This is a genomic window from Pseudomonas brenneri, from assembly GCF_007858285.1.
GTDB lineage: Bacteria > Pseudomonadota > Gammaproteobacteria > Pseudomonadales > Pseudomonadaceae > Aquipseudomonas > Aquipseudomonas brenneri.
This window is the reverse complement of record NZ_VFIL01000005.1, coordinates 318,760-334,386: the sequence shown is the minus strand read 5'-3', so window position 1 is coordinate 334,386 and position 15,627 is coordinate 318,760. Positions and strand designations below refer to the sequence as shown.

The 15,627-nt window shown below is 60.3% G+C and carries 18 protein-coding genes; 15 read left to right on the top strand and 3 right to left on the bottom strand.

Features of this window, described 5'->3' with window-relative positions:
• Nucleotides 1-112 precede the first annotated feature (112 nt).
• From FJD34_RS13340 to ccoM, 4 genes are all read left to right on the top strand, one after another.
• Nucleotides 113-454, top strand: coding sequence for a hypothetical protein (locus FJD34_RS13340; protein WP_029297088.1), 342 nt, complete (start codon nucleotides 113-115; stop codon nucleotides 452-454).
• 212 nt (nucleotides 455-666) lie between these two features.
• Nucleotides 667-1,152 (top strand): lipocalin-like domain-containing protein, encoded by a 486-nt coding sequence (locus tag FJD34_RS13335; protein ID WP_197677880.1) that lies wholly within the window; start codon nucleotides 667-669, stop codon nucleotides 1,150-1,152.
• Nucleotides 1,153-1,277: 125 nt separating this feature from the next.
• Nucleotides 1,278-1,436 carry a hypothetical protein gene (locus FJD34_RS28065; RefSeq protein ID WP_090290599.1) on the top strand — a complete coding sequence of 53 codons (159 nt, stop codon included), beginning with the start codon at nucleotides 1,278-1,280 and terminating at the stop codon, nucleotides 1,434-1,436.
• A 143-nt stretch (nucleotides 1,437-1,579) separates the two neighbouring features.
• On the top strand, nucleotides 1,580-1,696 hold the full coding sequence (gene ccoM, locus FJD34_RS28690) for a cytochrome c oxidase subunit CcoM (RefSeq protein WP_029297086.1): 117 nt from the start codon (nucleotides 1,580-1,582) through the stop codon (nucleotides 1,694-1,696).
• A gap of 256 nt (nucleotides 1,697-1,952) precedes the next feature.
• Here the strand turns inward: ccoM and FJD34_RS13330 are convergent, their stop codons facing one another.
• Both FJD34_RS13330 and FJD34_RS13325 read right to left on the bottom strand, forming a co-directional pair.
• On the bottom strand, nucleotides 1,953-3,428 hold the full coding sequence (locus tag FJD34_RS13330) for an inorganic phosphate transporter (RefSeq protein WP_032858061.1): 1,476 nt from the start codon (nucleotides 3,426-3,428) through the stop codon (nucleotides 1,953-1,955).
• Nucleotides 3,429-3,759: 331 nt separating this feature from the next.
• Nucleotides 3,760-3,960, bottom strand: coding sequence for a hypothetical protein (locus tag FJD34_RS13325; protein ID WP_029297082.1), 201 nt, complete (start codon nucleotides 3,958-3,960; stop codon nucleotides 3,760-3,762).
• Nucleotides 3,961-4,568: 608 nt separating this feature from the next.
• Between FJD34_RS13325 and pcaR the strand changes: the two genes are divergently transcribed.
• From pcaR to pcaC, 11 genes are all read left to right on the top strand, one after another.
• Nucleotides 4,569-5,411: a pca regulon transcriptional regulator PcaR gene (pcaR, locus tag FJD34_RS13320; RefSeq protein ID WP_032858059.1), complete on the top strand. Its 843-nt coding sequence runs from the start codon at nucleotides 4,569-4,571 to the stop codon at nucleotides 5,409-5,411.
• Between the two features lie 178 nt (nucleotides 5,412-5,589).
• Nucleotides 5,590-6,936 (top strand): MFS transporter, encoded by a 1,347-nt coding sequence (locus tag FJD34_RS13315; RefSeq protein WP_032858057.1) that lies wholly within the window; start codon nucleotides 5,590-5,592, stop codon nucleotides 6,934-6,936.
• Between the two features lie 216 nt (nucleotides 6,937-7,152).
• Complete coding sequence (locus tag FJD34_RS13310) at nucleotides 7,153-8,010, top strand: CoA transferase subunit A (protein WP_029297076.1); 858 nt, start codon at nucleotides 7,153-7,155, stop codon at nucleotides 8,008-8,010.
• Entirely contained in the window at nucleotides 8,010-8,789 is a 780-nt protein-coding gene (locus FJD34_RS13305; protein ID WP_090290600.1) for a CoA-transferase subunit beta, read from the top strand. Before FJD34_RS13310 ends, FJD34_RS13305 begins: the two co-directional genes overlap by 1 nt.
• Nucleotides 8,786-9,991: a 3-oxoadipyl-CoA thiolase gene (gene pcaF / locus FJD34_RS13300; RefSeq protein WP_174553302.1), complete on the top strand. Its 1,206-nt coding sequence runs from the start codon at nucleotides 8,786-8,788 to the stop codon at nucleotides 9,989-9,991. Before FJD34_RS13305 ends, pcaF begins: the two co-directional genes overlap by 4 nt.
• A 28-nt stretch (nucleotides 9,992-10,019) precedes the next feature.
• Nucleotides 10,020-10,724, top strand: a complete 705-nt coding sequence (pcaH, locus tag FJD34_RS13295; RefSeq protein WP_032858047.1) for a protocatechuate 3,4-dioxygenase subunit beta — start codon at nucleotides 10,020-10,022, stop codon at nucleotides 10,722-10,724.
• Nucleotide 10,725: 1 nt separating this feature from the next.
• On the top strand, nucleotides 10,726-11,292 hold the full coding sequence (gene pcaG, locus FJD34_RS13290) for a protocatechuate 3,4-dioxygenase subunit alpha (RefSeq protein WP_032858045.1): 567 nt from the start codon (nucleotides 10,726-10,728) through the stop codon (nucleotides 11,290-11,292).
• A gap of 200 nt (nucleotides 11,293-11,492) precedes the next feature.
• A complete protein-coding gene (locus FJD34_RS13285; RefSeq protein WP_090290602.1) occupies nucleotides 11,493-12,788 on the top strand; it encodes an MFS family transporter in 1,296 nt (431 codons plus the stop codon).
• A gap of 10 nt (nucleotides 12,789-12,798) precedes the next feature.
• Nucleotides 12,799-14,163: a 3-carboxy-cis,cis-muconate cycloisomerase gene (locus tag FJD34_RS13280; RefSeq protein WP_090290603.1), complete on the top strand. Its 1,365-nt coding sequence runs from the start codon at nucleotides 12,799-12,801 to the stop codon at nucleotides 14,161-14,163.
• A 10-nt stretch (nucleotides 14,164-14,173) separates the two neighbouring features.
• Entirely contained in the window at nucleotides 14,174-14,965 is a 792-nt protein-coding gene (gene pcaD, locus FJD34_RS13275; protein ID WP_090290604.1) for a 3-oxoadipate enol-lactonase, read from the top strand.
• Between the two features lie 10 nt (nucleotides 14,966-14,975).
• On the top strand, nucleotides 14,976-15,368 hold the full coding sequence (pcaC, locus tag FJD34_RS13270; RefSeq protein WP_032858038.1) for a 4-carboxymuconolactone decarboxylase: 393 nt from the start codon (nucleotides 14,976-14,978) through the stop codon (nucleotides 15,366-15,368).
• A 32-nt stretch (nucleotides 15,369-15,400) separates the two neighbouring features.
• On the opposite strand, the gene FJD34_RS13265 is transcribed toward pcaC, so the two are convergent.
• Nucleotides 15,401-15,622: a M91 family zinc metallopeptidase gene (locus tag FJD34_RS13265; protein ID WP_090290605.1), complete on the bottom strand. Its 222-nt coding sequence runs from the start codon at nucleotides 15,620-15,622 to the stop codon at nucleotides 15,401-15,403.
• Between the last annotated feature and the right edge of the window lie 5 nt (nucleotides 15,623-15,627).

Here is a 15,627-nt window from a genome sequence, read left to right as displayed (position 1 = left end):
ATTCGACGGGTGGCAGGGCACGGCTGACTGACGACTGGGTCACAAGTTGGCGGCCCCAGCCTCAAGTCGTTGGTGCAGCAGCCGACAGCCTGCTGACAGGAGACCCATAATTATGCTGCCACCGATCTTGCCCTTGAGTGTTGTGCCGGTCACGTCGCAACTCGACCCCGTGCGCCCAAAACCCGATATTCCACCGGTGGTCCCCGCGCAACCGAGCTCCAACGAAAGCACCATCGACCTCAAGCACCGTGACGCCGAACAATCGACCTTAATGCTGCGCGAAGAACAACGGCGCCAACAGGAACAGCAGAAACGCCGGCGTGAGGCCGATGAAGATCCCGAGCAGCACTTGGCCATTCCCGGTGATGAGCTCAACGCCGATAACACGGTGCCTGTGGCGCCGCTGATCGAGGACGCGCCCCGCCAGGGGTTGTGGGTGGACGTCGAGGTTTAGCCAGGGCGGTTTATCGGGTGACGTTGCCCTGTCCATGGCGTTTTTTCTCCCCTTTGCCGACCAGGCAATCATCTGCGTCACAGTGTCGGACCGTTTCTCGATTTTTTCAGTACCCGGTGTTTGAGATAACTCCTACATCGGCGCGTCTGTATTCAGGCAAGGGTATCTCCAGGGTTCTGCCCGCTATTGAGAAATACTGGAGAAATATCAGCGTGAAAAAAGTCCTGAAGACCCTATCGACTGTGCTTGGCGTTGCCGTGGCAATCCCAGGTGTGGCCCAGGCGAGTGAATCGCCTTTGGCTGGGGCCTGGCAATTGGTTGGCTATCAAGTCCAATCCCAGGGTTCGTTGAAAGAAGTTCCGGCCATGGGAGAGCATCCGACCGGGCGTGTGATTTTTACCGCAGATCATCGGGTTGCTTTCGTTCTGACAGGGGAAGGACGAACTGTTGGCAAGACGGACGCTGCAAAGTCGGCGTTACTGAACACGCTCGTTGCCTATACGGGAATTGAACAGATCGATGGAAACCAGTGGTGTACCCAGGTTCAGGCGGCCTGGAATCCTGAGTGGGTCGGTACCACCCAGTGCCGTGAGTTTCAGGTTGAAGGCGATCGCTTGAAAGTGCTGACCCCTTGGCGGCACATGCCGAACTGGCCAGGGGTAACGCGTTCGATTATTACCTTTGAGCGCGACAAGTAACCAGGTTTTGCCTACGCCTGTTTAATGGACGTGGAAGCTAAAGCAGGTTTTGTTACTTGGCTATTTGCCGCAAGGTGGATGAAGACGCATTATTAGGTCATCCCAACCACCACGTAAGCCATGCCATGAGTGATGACAAGCTGATCGACCTGAATACCGAACGGGCCAAACGGGTCCATGACCTCAATGACAAGCGCCTTAATGAAGTGCGCCAGGCGTTCGAGCAGGCCATGCCCTTGGGCAAAGCGAAGAAAAAGTCGAAAAACAAACCGAAAAAGCGCTGAACTGACCTGAATCTGTTGATTCAGGTCAGTTATTCCCCTTCTTTACGCCCCGTTGCGGGCGACATTGATCCCCGTCAATTTCTCCTCCCGACTTCTTGGTTAACTTAGCCCCATCGCAACAGGGCAAGAGCAGGAGGCCGGTCATGTTTTTCGATAATGTGGTTTTCGCCGGGGTGCTGACTGTCGGCCTCATGGTGCTGTTTTTTGTAGGGTTTGGTTTTTTTATCTGGAAAGACGCGAACAAGCGTAAAAAACCATAGGTTTTTCCAGGTTATATGAGCACGCAAGGCATTTTGGGCGACTTCGGTCGCCCTTTTTTTTTGCCCGGATTTTGAAGCCATTCCTGTAGGAGCCGGCTTGCCGGCGAAAATCGTCAACGATAACGCGGTGTGTCCGGTGGCCCGCGTTGCTTTCCAGTTTTTCGCCGGCAAGCCGGCTCCTACAAGGGGGGCGATAAAACGGCACAAAAAAAGGCGCGACCCTCGCAGGTCACGCCTTTTTCAATTGCGCGGGCTGTTAACTGCCCAGCGCCTTGGAGGCCAGCCAGAACAAGCCGGCCGACAGGCTCACCGTCGCAGGCAGGGTCAGTACCCAAGCCATCAGGATGGTTTTCACCGTACCGCCTTGCAGGCCGCTTTTGTTGGCGACCATGGTCCCCGCCACGCCCGAAGACAGGACGTGGGTGGTGGATACCGGCAGGGCGAAGATGTTGGCAAAGCCAATCATGGTGGCCGTGGTGATTTGCGCCGACATGCCCTGGGCATAGGTCATGCCCTGTTTGCCGATCTTCTCACCGATGGTCAGTACCACACGTTTCCAACCCACCATGGTGCCCAGGCCAAGGGCCAGGGCCACGGCGAGGATCACCCAGAATGGAGCGTATTCGGTGGTGGCGGTCAGGTCTTTGCGCAGTTTTTCCAGGTCTGACTTCTCGCGGGCTTCAAGGCCGGGCAGCTTGCCGACTTTCTTCGCGGTGTCGTCCAGGCACAGCAGGTAGCGACGTACTTCAATACGCTGGTCGGAAGTCAGTGAACGGTAGTCGGAGACACCCTTCAATGTGCCGAGAAGGGCGTTGATGGTCGGCTCGGTCTGTTGCGGGTTGCAGCGGAACTTGCCAGGCAGGTCGTCTTTGACACTTTTGCCCAGGGCGAGGAATTCACCGAGGGTTTCGTGGTTGCGCTGGTAGAACTGGTTGAGGTGCAGGGTGGCGTCGCGGGTACGCTCGATCTGGTAGGTAGTGCTGCCCAGATCGAGTACGAACTGTGCGGGCACGATACCAATCAGCACCAGCATGATCAGGCCGATACCTTTCTGACCGTCGTTGGAGCCATGCACGAAACTCACGGCCATCGCGGAAATCACCAGTACCAGGCGGTTCCAGAATGGCGGGTGTTTCTTGTCGTCGAGCTTGCGGCGCTGGTCCGGCGTCTTGTGCATCTTGGACAGTGGACGCCACCATTTAAGGCCAATCAACACCAGGGCTGCGACCAGGAAGCCGGCCATGGGCGAGAACACCAACGAGGCGCCGATATCGATCGCCTTCTGCCAGTTGACCCCGTCAGCCAGTGGAATGTCGTTGATCAAGGCATTGGCCAGGCCGACACCGAGGATCGAACCGATCAGGGTGTGGGAGCTGGATGCCGGGATCCCGAAATACCAGGTGCCAAGGTTCCAGGTGATGGCGGCGGCTAATAATGAAAACACCATGGCCAGACCATGGCCGGTATTCACATTGATCAGCAACTCCACCGGCAGCAGATGCACGATGGCATAGGCAACGCCTACCCCGCCGAGCAACACGCCAAGGAAGTTGAACACCCCGGAAAAGAATACGGCCAGGTGCGGCGGCATCGCTTTGGTATAGATGACTGTGGCCACCGCGTTAGCGGTGTCATGAAAGCCATTGATGAACTCGAAGGCGAGGACAAAGGCGAGGGCGAGCAGCAGGCTCACAAGAACCCAAGCATCTAGTCCGCTGAATAAATCGATCATGAAGGTTTTATGACCCGGTCGTAAGGGGGCGCGATTATGCCAGAAAACCTCAGTAATCTATGCACTAGCTGCTCGCCGGTAACATTCTTCAACGAATTAGTTTGGAGGAGGGGTGTGGCTACCAGATATTTCGGTGGTTTGGCAACTCATTGATTTATAAAGAATAGGCGTGTCGATGGAGGGTGCGACAATTGGGAGGAGTGGTCTGAAACGGCTGTATGAAATTTCGTGATGGTGCGAAAGGTGCCGATTGGCGGGCATAGCCAAGGCGCCCCTGCCAGGAGGTGCTGGCAGGGCGATGACTTGTCAGGAAGGCTCAGTCCGACAGCGCTTATGGCTCTTCGGCCTTGAGGTCCTTTTCGATCTTTTGGATTTCCTGGGCAAAAGCCTGGTCGAGCAGGCTGGCCCGTTTGCGCCACGGTTTGCGCTCAGGTTCTGGTTGGGCGGCGTAGGTGGTGACTTCCCCGCCGTAAACATCCTTGTAACGTTGTTCCTGGCGCTCAAGTTCCGCGCGCAGTTCGTCTTTCGTCACATTGTTACCTAAATGAGTTGAGTTGATTGCAGTGAAACGCGATGCCACTTTGTTACCGCACACGGCCACGGTACGAGGCAAGAACAGCTGTCGTAGCAACAGTTTTCTGTTATTTCACAATAATGGGCTGACAGTGGAACTGAGCACCCTTTAATTGCGACCAAGGCCAGGACAAGGCAACAGCGAGGTTCGCTGGCGTCACGGATCGTTCTCGGTGCCGACTCGACCTTATCGTACGGTGCATTATAGCGGCGTATTTGAATAAGACTATCGCCAACAAGTTAAAAATCGTCAACTTTGTTTGTGTGTTGTGACCCAATAGTGTCGAGAACTTGACGCCACACTTGCCTAATAGTCTGTGTGTGACAGTTGAATGTAAATGGGCATTAATTAAATCAACGCCGTTGCGCCTAATACCCATCAGTTAATCGGGCACCTTGAAAATTCTGGAGGGCTGTCGATGCCCGGCAGGGCTCAACAGCCCCACAGGAGTAAATTGCGATTATCGAATGACCGTCCGATAATCGCCCAATGTTGGCGGCCTTGCCTTGTGTATCCGTTGCCGGCCAGCTTGTAATGGTGATCGACAATAAGAGAAAGGACCTGAAATGAACGATCAATTGCGCAACTCTTTCGCCTCAGTGGCGCCGCCGATCGTTGCATCACCGGCCAAGCGTATCCAGGCATTTACCGGCGACCCCGACTTCATGACCTCCCTGGCCCGTGGGTTGGCTGTGGTGCAGGCGTTCCAGGAACGCAAGCGTCACCTGACCATCGCGCAGATCAGCCATCGCACGGAAATCCCCCGCGCTGCCGTCAGGCGTTGCCTGCATACCTTGATCAAGCTCGGCTACGCCACCACGGACGGGCGCACCTACTCCCTGCTACCCAAGGTTCTGACCCTGGGGCACGCCTATCTGTCTTCCACGCCCCTGGCGGTTTCTGCCCAGCCCTATCTGGATCGCATGAGCGAGCAACTGCACGAAGCCTGCAACATGGCGACCCTGGAAGGCGACGACATCCTCTATATCGCCCGTTCCGCCACGACCCAGCGCCTGATCTCGGTGGACCTCTCGGTGGGTGGACGGCTGCCGGCCTATTGCACATCCATGGGCCGGATCCTGCTGGCCGCCCTGGATGATGCGTCGTTGCAGGACTACCTCGATCATGCCGAGCTGCAAACCAAGACCAGCCGCACCCTGACCACCCCCGCAGAATTGCTGGAGTGTCTGCAACAAGTGCGGCAACAGGGCTGGTGCATCGTCGATCAGGAGTTGGAGCAGGGCCTGCGCTCCATCGCCGTACCGGTGTACGACGCGTCGGGCCAGGTATTGGCCGCGCTCAATGTCAGCACTCACGCCGGCCGGGTCAGTCGCAGCGAGTTGGAGCAGCGCTTCCTGCCGAGCATGTTGAGCGCCAGCCAGGAACTGAGCGCCCAGTTGTTTGCGTAAGCTGTTCGGTGACCGCACAGATCCCAGCCTGGGCAATTGACGGTGTTTCCCCTGGCTCATTAATGTCGCGGCAGCGTCATTGACCGCGACGACGCCTACCGTCGCGGCATCGGTTTCGCCCCAATAATAATGACGACTCGCCGTCGTTCGCCCGCCCATCGGTGTGGAAATAAAAATAATGAATCAGCCTTCACCTTCTGTTGGTACGTGTCTGGACGTGCAGTCCTTTATCAATGCACAACCGTTGTCCCGCTATCAGTGGCGGGTGGTGATCCTGTGCTTCCTGATTGTCTTCCTCGACGGGCTGGACACCGCGGCCATGGGCTTCATTGCGCCGGCGCTGTCCCAGGATTGGGGGATTGACCGTGCCAGCCTCGGCCCGGTGATGAGTGCCGCGCTGATCGGCATGGTGTTTGGCGCCCTGGGCTCCGGTCCCTTGGCCGACCGTTTTGGTCGCAAGATGGTGCTGGTGGGCGCCGTGCTGGTGTTCGGCGCCTTCAGCCTGGCCTCGGCCTACAGCACCAATGTTGATCAGTTATTGGTGTTGCGTTTCCTGACCGGCCTGGGCCTGGGCGCCGGTATGCCGAACGCCACGACATTGCTGTCCGAATACACGCCGGAGCGTCACAAGTCGTTGCTGGTGACCAGCATGTTCTGCGGTTTCAACCTGGGCATGGCCGGTGGCGGATTTATCTCGGCCAAGCTGATTCCGATGTTCGGCTGGCACAGCCTGCTGCTGATCGGCGGCATCCTGCCATTGATTCTGGTCGGCGTGCTGGTGCTGTGGTTGCCGGAGTCGGCGCGCTACCTGGTGGTGCGCAATCGCGGCACGGACAAGGTGCGCAAGGCCCTGGCGCCCATCGACCCGGCCATCGTCGCCCAGGCCTCAAGCTTCAGTGTCCCGGAACAGAAAACCGTCAAGGCGCGCAACGTGTTCGCGGTGATCTTTTCCGGCACCTACAGCGCCGGCACCCTGTTGCTGTGGCTGACGTACTTCATGGGCTTGGTGATTGTGTACCTGCTGACCAGTTGGCTGCCAACCCTGATGCGCGACAGCGGCGCCAGCATGGAGCAGGCGGCTTTCATTGGCGCGTTGTTCCAGTTCGGCGGCGTACTCAGTGCCGTGGGTGTGGGCTGGGCCATGGACCGGTTCAATCCGCACAAGGTCATCGGAGCGTTCTACCTATTGGCCGGGGTATTTGCCTACGCCGTGGGCCAGAGCCTGGGCAACATCACCCTCTTGGCGACCCTGGTGTTGATTGCCGGGATGTGCGTCAACGGTGCGCAATCGGCGATGCCTTCGTTGGCTGCGCGGTTTTACCCGACCCAGGGACGTGCCACAGGTGTCTCGTGGATGCTGGGGATCGGGCGCTTTGGCGCGATCCTCGGTGCGTGGATGGGCGCCACCTTGCTGGGGTTGGGCTGGAACTTCGAGCAGGTGCTGACGGCGCTGGTGATTCCGGCGGCACTCGCTACCACGGCGGTGGTGATCAAGGGCATCGTCAGCCACGCCGACGCTACCTGAGACTTAAAGCGGACACGGTTCAAAAATGTGGGAGCGAGCAAGCCCGCTCCCACATTTGACCGTGTTCGTCTTGAAAGATAGCTAGGCAACAATCTGTTCGATTATCGAACTGATAGTCGATTATCGGATTGTTTGGCCCATTGCCCCGGCTTACTCTTCAAGCACTTCGGCGCTGCCTCCAGCGTCTTTTTCGACCTATATCGGGAGCCCAACCCCATGGCTGAAATCCTTTCGCTGGCTGATGCGGTAAAGCAGTTCGTCAATGACGGCGATACCGTCGCGCTCGAAGGCTTTACCCACCTGATCCCTACAGCGGCAGGTCATGAAATCATTCGTCAGGGCAAGAAAGACCTGACGCTGGTACGCATGACGCCTGACCTGATCTACGACCAACTGATCGGGGCCGGCTGTGCGCGCAAGCTGATTTTCTCCTGGGGTGGCAACCCTGGCGTGGGCTCCCTGCATCGCCTGCGGGACGCGGTCGAGAAGCAATGGCCGCAACCGTTGGAGATCGAAGAACACAGCCATGCCGACCTGGCCAACGCCTACGTGGCCGGCGCTTCCGGCCTGCCGTTCGCGGTACTGCGGGCGTATGCCGGCTCCGACCTGCCCAAGGTCAACCCGTTGATCAAGACCGTGACCTGCCCCTTCACTGGTGAAGTGCTGGCGGCGGTACCGTCGGTGCGCCCGGACATTACGGTGATCCATGCACAAAAGGCCGACCGCAAGGGCAACGTGCTGTTGTGGGGGATTCTCGGGGTGCAGAAAGAGGCGGCGTTGGCGGCCAAGCGTTGCATCGTCACCGTCGAAGAAATCGTCGATGACCTTAACGCGCCAATGAACGCCTGCGTGCTACCGACCTGGGCCCTGACCGCCGTGTGCCATGTGCCGGGTGGTGCGCATCCGTCCTACGCCCACGGTTACACCGAACGCGACAATCGCTTCTATCAAGCCTGGGACCCGATCGCTCGGGATCGTGGGACATTTACCGCCTGGATCGATGAATACATCCACGGCACTGCTGACTTCAGTCAATTCCAGGCCAAACTGGCTGCCGCGCAGGAGGCCAAGTAATGGCTTACTCGACCAATGAAATGATGACCGTCGCCGCCGCGCGCCGCCTGAAGAACGGTTCGGTGTGCTTCGTCGGCATCGGCTTGCCGTCCAAGGCCGCCAACCTGGCACGCCTGACATCTTCCCCCGATGTGGTGCTGATCTACGAGTCCGGCCCGATTGGCGCCAAGCCGTCGGTATTGCCGTTGTCCATTGGTGACGGCGAGTTGGCGGAAACCGCCGACACCGTCGTACCCACCGGTGAGATTTTTCGCTACTGGTTGCAGGGCGGGCGCATTGACGTCGGTTTTCTTGGGGCGGCCCAGGTCGACCGTTTCGGCAATATCAACACCACCGTGGTCGGTGACTATCACCAACCCAAGGTCCGCTTGCCGGGCGCCGGTGGCGCGCCGGAAATTGCCGGCTCCGCCAAGAGCGTACTGATCATCCTCAAGCAGTCGTCCCGTTCGTTCGTCGACAAACTGGACTTCATCACCTCGGTAGGCCATGGCGAAGGCGGCGACTCGCGCAAGCGCCTCGGCCTGCCAGGCGCAGGCCCGGTGGGGATCATCACCGACCTGTGCATCATGGAGCCGGAGGAGGGCACCCATGAATTCGTGGTCACGGCTTTGCACCCTGGCGTGACCTGCGAACAAGTAATCGCCGCCACCGGTTGGGCGGTGCGTTTTGCCGATCAACTCGGTACCAGCGCCGAACCGACCGAGGTCGAACTGAACGCCTTGCGCGACCTTGAAGCCCGTACCGCCGCCGCCCATGGCCAAACCCCAGGAGAAGCCTGATGCGTGACGTGTTTATTTGTGATGCCATCCGCACCCCCATCGGCCGCTTCGGCGGTGGCCTGTCCACCGTGCGCGCCGATGACCTGGCGGCCTTGCCGATCAAGGCGCTGATGGCGCGCAACCCGTCGGTGGACTGGAACGCGGTGGACGAGGTGTTCCTCGGCTGTGCCAATCAGGCCGGCGAAGACAACCGCAACGTGGCCCGCATGGCTTCGCTGCTGGCCGGCTTGCCATCGAGCATCCCTGGCGTGACCCTCAACCGTCTGTGTGCCTCGGGCATGGACGCCATCGGCACCGCGTTCCGCGCCATCGCCAGTGGCGAAATGGAGCTGGCGATTGCCGGTGGCGTCGAGTCGATGTCCCGTGCGCCATTCGTGATGGGCAAGGCCGACGCTGCGTTCTCGCGCAATATGAAGCTGGAAGACACCACCATCGGCTGGCGTTTTATCAACCCGGTGATGAAGGCCCAGTACGGCGTCGATGCCATGCCGCAGACCGCCGACAACGTGGCGGATGACTATAAAGTCTCGCGCGCCGACCAGGACGCCTTCGCCTTGCGCAGCCAGCAACGCACGGCCGCTGCCCAGGCCGCCGGGTTCTTCGCTGAAGAAATCGTGCCGGTACGGGTCGCCCACAAAAAAGGCGAGACCCTGGTTGAACACGACGAGCATCCACGCGCCGACACCACCCTCGAAGCCCTGGCCAGGCTCAAGCCGGTCAATGGCCCGGACAAGACCGTCACCGCCGGCAACGCCTCCGGGGTCAACGATGGGGCTGCGGCCTTGATCCTGGCCAGCGCCGAAGCCGTGAAAAAGCATGGTTTGACTGCCCGCGCCCGCGTGCTGGGCATGGCCAGTGCCGGGGTCGAGCCCCGTGTGATGGGCATCGGCCCGGTGCCTGCGGTGCGCAAGTTGGTCGAGCGCCTGGGCCTGGCCGTCAGCGACTTTGATGTGATCGAGCTCAACGAAGCCTTTGCCAGCCAAGGCCTGGCGGTGCTGCGTGAGTTGGGCCTGGCGGACGACGCGGCGCAGGTCAACCCGAACGGTGGCGCGATTGCCTTGGGCCATCCGCTGGGCATGAGTGGTGCGCGCCTGGTCTTGACCGCGCTGCATCAACTGGAAAAAAACGGTGGCAGCAAAGGCTTGGCGACTATGTGTGTCGGTGTTGGCCAAGGCCTGGCCCTGGCGATCGAACGCGTTTGAGACTGACAAGAATAAAGAGGATTGCTCCATGAGTGACAAGCCCGGATATCGGCGCCCGCAAGCGGGTACTCAGCCTGATTACCTGCACCCGGCCTACCAGTCGACGAACCTGCGTTCGCCGTCCAAGCCGTTGGTGTTTCTGCCCCATTCGCTGTCGGAAATCACCGGCCCGACCATCGGCGCCGAACGCATTGCCGAGAAAGACAACGACCTGACCGCCCAGCACGATGGCGAGCCGCAAGGCGAGCGCATCATCATTCACGGTCGGGTCCTGGACGAAAACGGCCTGCCGGTGCCGGGCATCCTGGTCGAGATCTGGCAGGCCAACGCCGCCGGTCGCTACAACCACAAGCGCGATTTGCACGACGCGCCCCTGGACCCGAATTTTACCGGCACTGGCCGCACCGTCACCGATGCCGATGGCTGGTACCAGTTCCAGACCATCAAACCCGGCGCTTATCCGTGGGGTAACCACCATAACGCCTGGCGCCCCGCGCACATCCACTTCTCGCTGTTCGGCCCCAGCGTGCTGACGCGCTTGGTGACCCAGATGTACTTCCCCGGCGACCCGCTGCTGGCCTATGACCCGATCTACAACTGCGTGCCGGACACCTCGGCCAAGGAACGCCTGATCGCCCGTTTCGACCTGGAAAAGACCGTGCCGCACTACGCCCTCGGCTACCGCTGGGACATCGTCCTGCGCGGCCGCGACGCCACGCCGATGGAGAAATGACATGACCCTTAATGCGACCACGTCCCACACCGTCGGGCCGTACTACCACATCGGCCTGACCTGGCTGAACCGCGAAGACCTGGCCAATGCGGGCACCCTCGGCGAGCGCGTGGCGATCACCGGGCAAGTGGTGGATGGCAATGGCGATGTGGTCAACGATGCCATGCTGGAAGTCTGGCAGGCCAACGCCGCCGGCAAATATGACCACCCCGAGGATGACCAGGACAAAGCCCTGGACCCCAATTTCGAAGGTTTTGGCCGGGTGCCGGTGGATGCGCAGGGGCGGTTTCGCTTCAGCACCATCAAGCCCGGTAGCGTGCCGGGCCTCAAGGGCACGACCCAGGCGCCGCATCTGGTGGTGCTGGTGTTTGCCCGTGGTTTGGTGAAGCACTTGCTGACGCGGATTTATTTCGACGGTGAGGCAGCGAATGGCGATGACCCGTTGCTGGCGTGTGTGCCGGCAGAGCGGCGGCATACATTGGTGGCCAAGACGGATGCGTCGGGGGTGTATCAGTGGAATGTGATTCTTCAAGGGACAGATGAAGAAACGGTGTTTTTCGATTACTGATGCCCCCGTGTAGGAGCGAGCTTGCTCGCGAAAATCTTCAACGATAACGCAGGTTTCCTGGATAAACGCGGTGTCCTTGGGTCTTTCGCGAGCAAGCTCGCTCCTACAGGGGCAACCCACCCCCCAAAGGTCTGCTTGCGGAACGAGGTTGTTGCAAAGTATGTCTAGACTCTAACCCGTTCCCCTCGAGTGAAAACAACATGACAACAACTACCAGTCACTACACCGGAGAAGAGCGCAGCAAACGGATTTTTGCGATTGTCGGGGCCTCTTCCGGCAACCTGGTCGAATGGTTCGACTTCTACGTCTACGCGTTCTGTGCCATCTACTTCGCCCCAGCGTTTTTCCCCTCTGACGACCCCACGGTGCAACTGCTCAACACCGCTGGCGTGTTCGCCGCAGGCTTCCTGATGCGTCCCATCGGCGGCTGGCTGTTTGGCCGGGTCGCCGACAAGCACGGGCGCAAGAATTCGATGATGATCTCGGTGCTGATGATGTGCGCCGGCTCCCTGGTCATCGCTTTTCTGCCCACCTATAAAGACATTGGCGCCTGGGCCCCGGCCCTGCTGCTGATGGCGCGGCTGTTCCAGGGGCTGTCGGTGGGTGGCGAGTACGGCACCACGGCGACCTATATGAGTGAAGTCGCGCTCAAGGGCCAGCGCGGCTTCTTCGCTTCGTTCCAGTACGTGACCCTGATCGGCGGGCAACTGCTGGCGGTGTCGGTGGTGGTGATCCTGCAACAACTGCTCACCGAAGAAGAGCTACGGGCCTGGGGCTGGCGCATTCCGTTTGTGATCGGCGCTGTCGCGGCGGTGATCTCGCTGCTGCTGCGTCGCTCCCTGAAAGAAACCACCAGCCAGGAAATGCGTGAAAACAAAGACGCCGGCAGCATCAGGGCGCTGTTTCGCGATCACAAGGCCGCGTTTATCACCGTGCTCGGCTACACCGCTGGCGGCTCGCTGATTTTCTACACCTTTACCACTTACATGCAGAAGTACCTGGTGAACACCGCCGGGATGCACGCCAAGACCGCCAGCTACATCATGACCGGCGCGCTGTTCCTCTACATGTGCATGCAACCGCTGTTCGGCATGCTCTCGGACAAGATCGGCCGGCGTAACTCGATGCTCTGGTTCGGCGCCCTCGGCACCCTGTGCACGGTGCCGATCTTGCTGACCCTGAAAACCGTAACCAGCCCGTTCCTGGCCTTTGTGCTGATTACCCTGGCGCTGGCGATTGTCAGTTTCTACACCTCCATCAGCGGCCTGGTGAAAGCGGAAATGTTCCCGCCACAAGTGCGCGCCCTCGGTGTGGGCCTGGCCTATGCGGTGGCCAACGCGATCTTCGGTGGTTCGGCGGAATACGTGGCACTGGGCCTGAAGTCCATCGGCCTGGAAAACACCTTCTACTGGTACGTGACCGGCATGATGGCTATTGCGTTCCTGTTCAGCCTGCGCCTGCCGAAACAGGCTGAGTACTTGCACCACGATCTGTAAGGGAAGAGTTATGACGCTGCGCACGAGCAACCAATTGTTCGACGCTTATTTCACCGCTGACAGCATGGCCGAGGTGTTCTGTGACCAGGGACGCTTGCAGGGCATGCTGGATTTCGAAGCCGGATTGGCCCGGGCCCAGGCCCGGGTTGGGCTGATCCCGACGGCCGCTGTCGCACCGATTGCCCAGGCGTGCCTGGCCTCGTTGTACGACGTGGATGCCCTCGGTGTAGCGATTGCCACTGCGGGTAATTCGGCGATTCCATTGGTGAAAGCGCTGGGCAAGTTGATTGCCAGTGAAGACGCCGGCGCCGAGCGCTATGTGCATCTGGGTGCGACCAGCCAGGATGTGATGGACACCGGCCTGGTGCTGCAACTGCGGCGGGCGCTGGAGTTGATCGAGGCAGACCTGGCCCGGCTGGGCGCGGTGCTCGCCGCCCAGGCGCAGCGCTATGCCGATGTGCCATTGGCCGGGCGCACCTGGTTACAGCACGCCACGCCGGTGACCCTGGGGATGAAAATCGCCGGTTGGCTGGGGGCGGTGACGCGCAGTCGCCAACGGCTGGTGGAGTTGAAGCCGCGCCTGCTGGTCCTGCAATTCGGCGGGGCGTCCGGTACCTTGGCGGCGTTGGGCGAACAGGCAATACCGGTGGCGCAAGCCCTGGCGACGGAGTTGCAACTGGCGCTGCCGGAACAACCCTGGCACACCCAGCGTGATCGTCTGGTGGAGTTCGCCAGCGTTCTTGGCCTGATCGCTGGCAGCCTCGGCAAGCTCGGTCGGGACATCAGCCTGCTGATGCAGACCGAAGCGGCGGAAGTGTTCGAACCCTCGGCACCGGGCAAGGGCGGTTCTTCCACCATGCCGCACAAACGCAACCCGGTGGGCGCCGCTGTACTGATCAGTGCTGCCACCCGTGTACCTGGCCTGGTGTCGACGATGTTCAGCGCCATGCCCCAGGAGCACGAACGCAGCCTGGGCCTGTGGCATGCCGAGTGGGAGACCTTGCCTGAAATCTGCCGCCTGGTGTCCGGTGCCTTGCATCAGGCGTTGCTAGTGAGCGAGGGCCTGGAAGTCGACGCGCAACGCATGGGCAACAATCTCGACCTGACCCAGGGGCTGGTGCTGGCCGAAGCCGTCAGTATCGTGCTCGCCCAGCGCCTGGGCCGCGAAACCGCCCATCACTTATTGGAGCAATGCTGCAAACGCGCCGTCGCCGAGCAGCGCCATTTGCGCGCCGTACTGGCCGATGAGGCACAAGTCACGGCTCAGCTGTCGGCGGCTGAACTGGATCGTCTGCTCGACCCGGCCCACTACCTGGGGCAGGCCCAAACCTGGGTCAGCCGCGCAGTGACCGAACACGTTGCATTTTCTGCCTGAGGAGGCTGCTGTGGGATCTGTACAACTCGCCGATGGCGAACTGAATTACCAACTGGAAGGCCCCGAAGGTGCACCGGTATTGGTGTTGTCCAACTCACTGGGCACTGACCTGCGGATGTGGGACACACAGATGCCGGCGTTCACCGAACATTTTCGGGTGTTGCGCCTGGACACCCGTGGCCACGGCAAATCCCTGGTCACCGCAGGCCCCTACAGCATCGAACAGCTGGGGCGGGATGTGCTGGCGCTGCTGGATGCGCTGAACATCGAACGCGCGCATTTCTGCGGCCTGTCCATGGGCGGCCTGATTGGCCAGTGGCTGGGCATCAATGTGGGCGAACGCTTGCTCAAACTGGTGGTGTGCAACACCGCAGCGAAAATCGGCACCCCGGACATCTGGAACCCTCGCATCGAAATGGTCTTGCGCGATGGCCCTGCGGCCATGGTGGCATTGCGTGATGCGTCGATTGCGCGCTGGTTCACGGCTGATTTTGCCCAGGCTCATCCCGAACAGGCCAAGCGGATTACCGACATGCTCGCCGCGACAGATCCGGCAGGTTATGCCGCCAACTGTGGCGCGGTGCGCGATGCTGATTTGCGTGAGCAAGTATCGTCGATCACCGTGCCGACCCTGGTGATTGCCGGAACCGAAGATGCGGTAACGCCGCCGTCTGGCAGCCGTTTTATCCAGGAACAGGTGAGCGGCGCCGAATACGCCGAGTTCCACGCAGCGCACCTGTCCAACGTACAAGCCGGTGCTGCGTTCAGCGATCGGGTACTGACTTTCCTGCTGGCTCGCTGAGGACGCTCTTGTGGACGAAAAACAACGTTACGCCGATGGCCTCAAGGTGCGTCGTGAAGTGCTGGGCGATGCGCATGTCGACCGCAGCCTCAATGCCTTGACCGAGTTCAACAGCGAGTTCCAGGAAATGATCACCCGCCACGCCTGGGGGGATATCTGGACTCGGCCGGGCTTGCCACGGCACACCCGCAGCCTGATCACCATCGCCATGCTGATCGGCATGAACCGCAATGAAGAGCTCAAGTTGCACCTGCGCGCCGCCGCCAGTAATGGCGTGAGCCGCGCCGAGATCAAGGAAGTGCTGATGCAGAGCGCGATCTACTGTGGGATCCCGGCGGCTAACGCGACGTTTCACCTGGCGGAGTCGGTGTGGGATGAACTGGGTGTCGAGTCCCGCAGCTAATCTTCTGTTCTAAAGCAGGCCATGGGTGAGCGTCAGCTATAGCTATTGCGCTGGACAAGCCCCATTTCTTTACGCAAAGCGCTCTCTGTGAACGGTTCGGGATTGGTTGAGGTCGGCGGGGTGAGGGGGGCATCGTTAAAGTCGAACGGCTCGGCATCAGTCGGCAGACCGACAGCCTGCCGTTCGAAATAGGGTGTGTCTGTGTCATCGGCAGGTTCGCCAGCGACCGGCTCTTTAGTCGTCCCAGGCAGCACGGGGA

Coding starts and splice junctions, on each gene's coding strand:
- pcaG (WP_032858045.1), top strand. CDS start 10,726: ATGACCCTTAATGCGACCACGTCCCACACCGTCGGGCCGTACTACCAC.
- FJD34_RS13280 (WP_090290603.1), top strand. CDS start 12,799: ATGACGCTGCGCACGAGCAACCAATTGTTCGACGCTTATTTCACCGCT.
- FJD34_RS13285 (WP_090290602.1), top strand. CDS start 11,493: ATGACAACAACTACCAGTCACTACACCGGAGAAGAGCGCAGCAAACGG.
- FJD34_RS13330 (WP_032858061.1), bottom strand. CDS start 3,428: ATGATCGATTTATTCAGCGGACTAGATGCTTGGGTTCTTGTGAGCCTG.
- FJD34_RS28065 (WP_090290599.1), top strand. CDS start 1,278: ATGAGTGATGACAAGCTGATCGACCTGAATACCGAACGGGCCAAACGG.
- ccoM (WP_029297086.1), top strand. CDS start 1,580: ATGTTTTTCGATAATGTGGTTTTCGCCGGGGTGCTGACTGTCGGCCTC.
- FJD34_RS13305 (WP_090290600.1), top strand. CDS start 8,010: ATGGCTTACTCGACCAATGAAATGATGACCGTCGCCGCCGCGCGCCGC.
- FJD34_RS13315 (WP_032858057.1), top strand. CDS start 5,590: ATGAATCAGCCTTCACCTTCTGTTGGTACGTGTCTGGACGTGCAGTCC.
- pcaH (WP_032858047.1), top strand. CDS start 10,020: ATGAGTGACAAGCCCGGATATCGGCGCCCGCAAGCGGGTACTCAGCCT.
- pcaR (WP_032858059.1), top strand. CDS start 4,569: ATGAACGATCAATTGCGCAACTCTTTCGCCTCAGTGGCGCCGCCGATC.
- FJD34_RS13340 (WP_029297088.1), top strand. CDS start 113: ATGCTGCCACCGATCTTGCCCTTGAGTGTTGTGCCGGTCACGTCGCAA.
- FJD34_RS13310 (WP_029297076.1), top strand. CDS start 7,153: ATGGCTGAAATCCTTTCGCTGGCTGATGCGGTAAAGCAGTTCGTCAAT.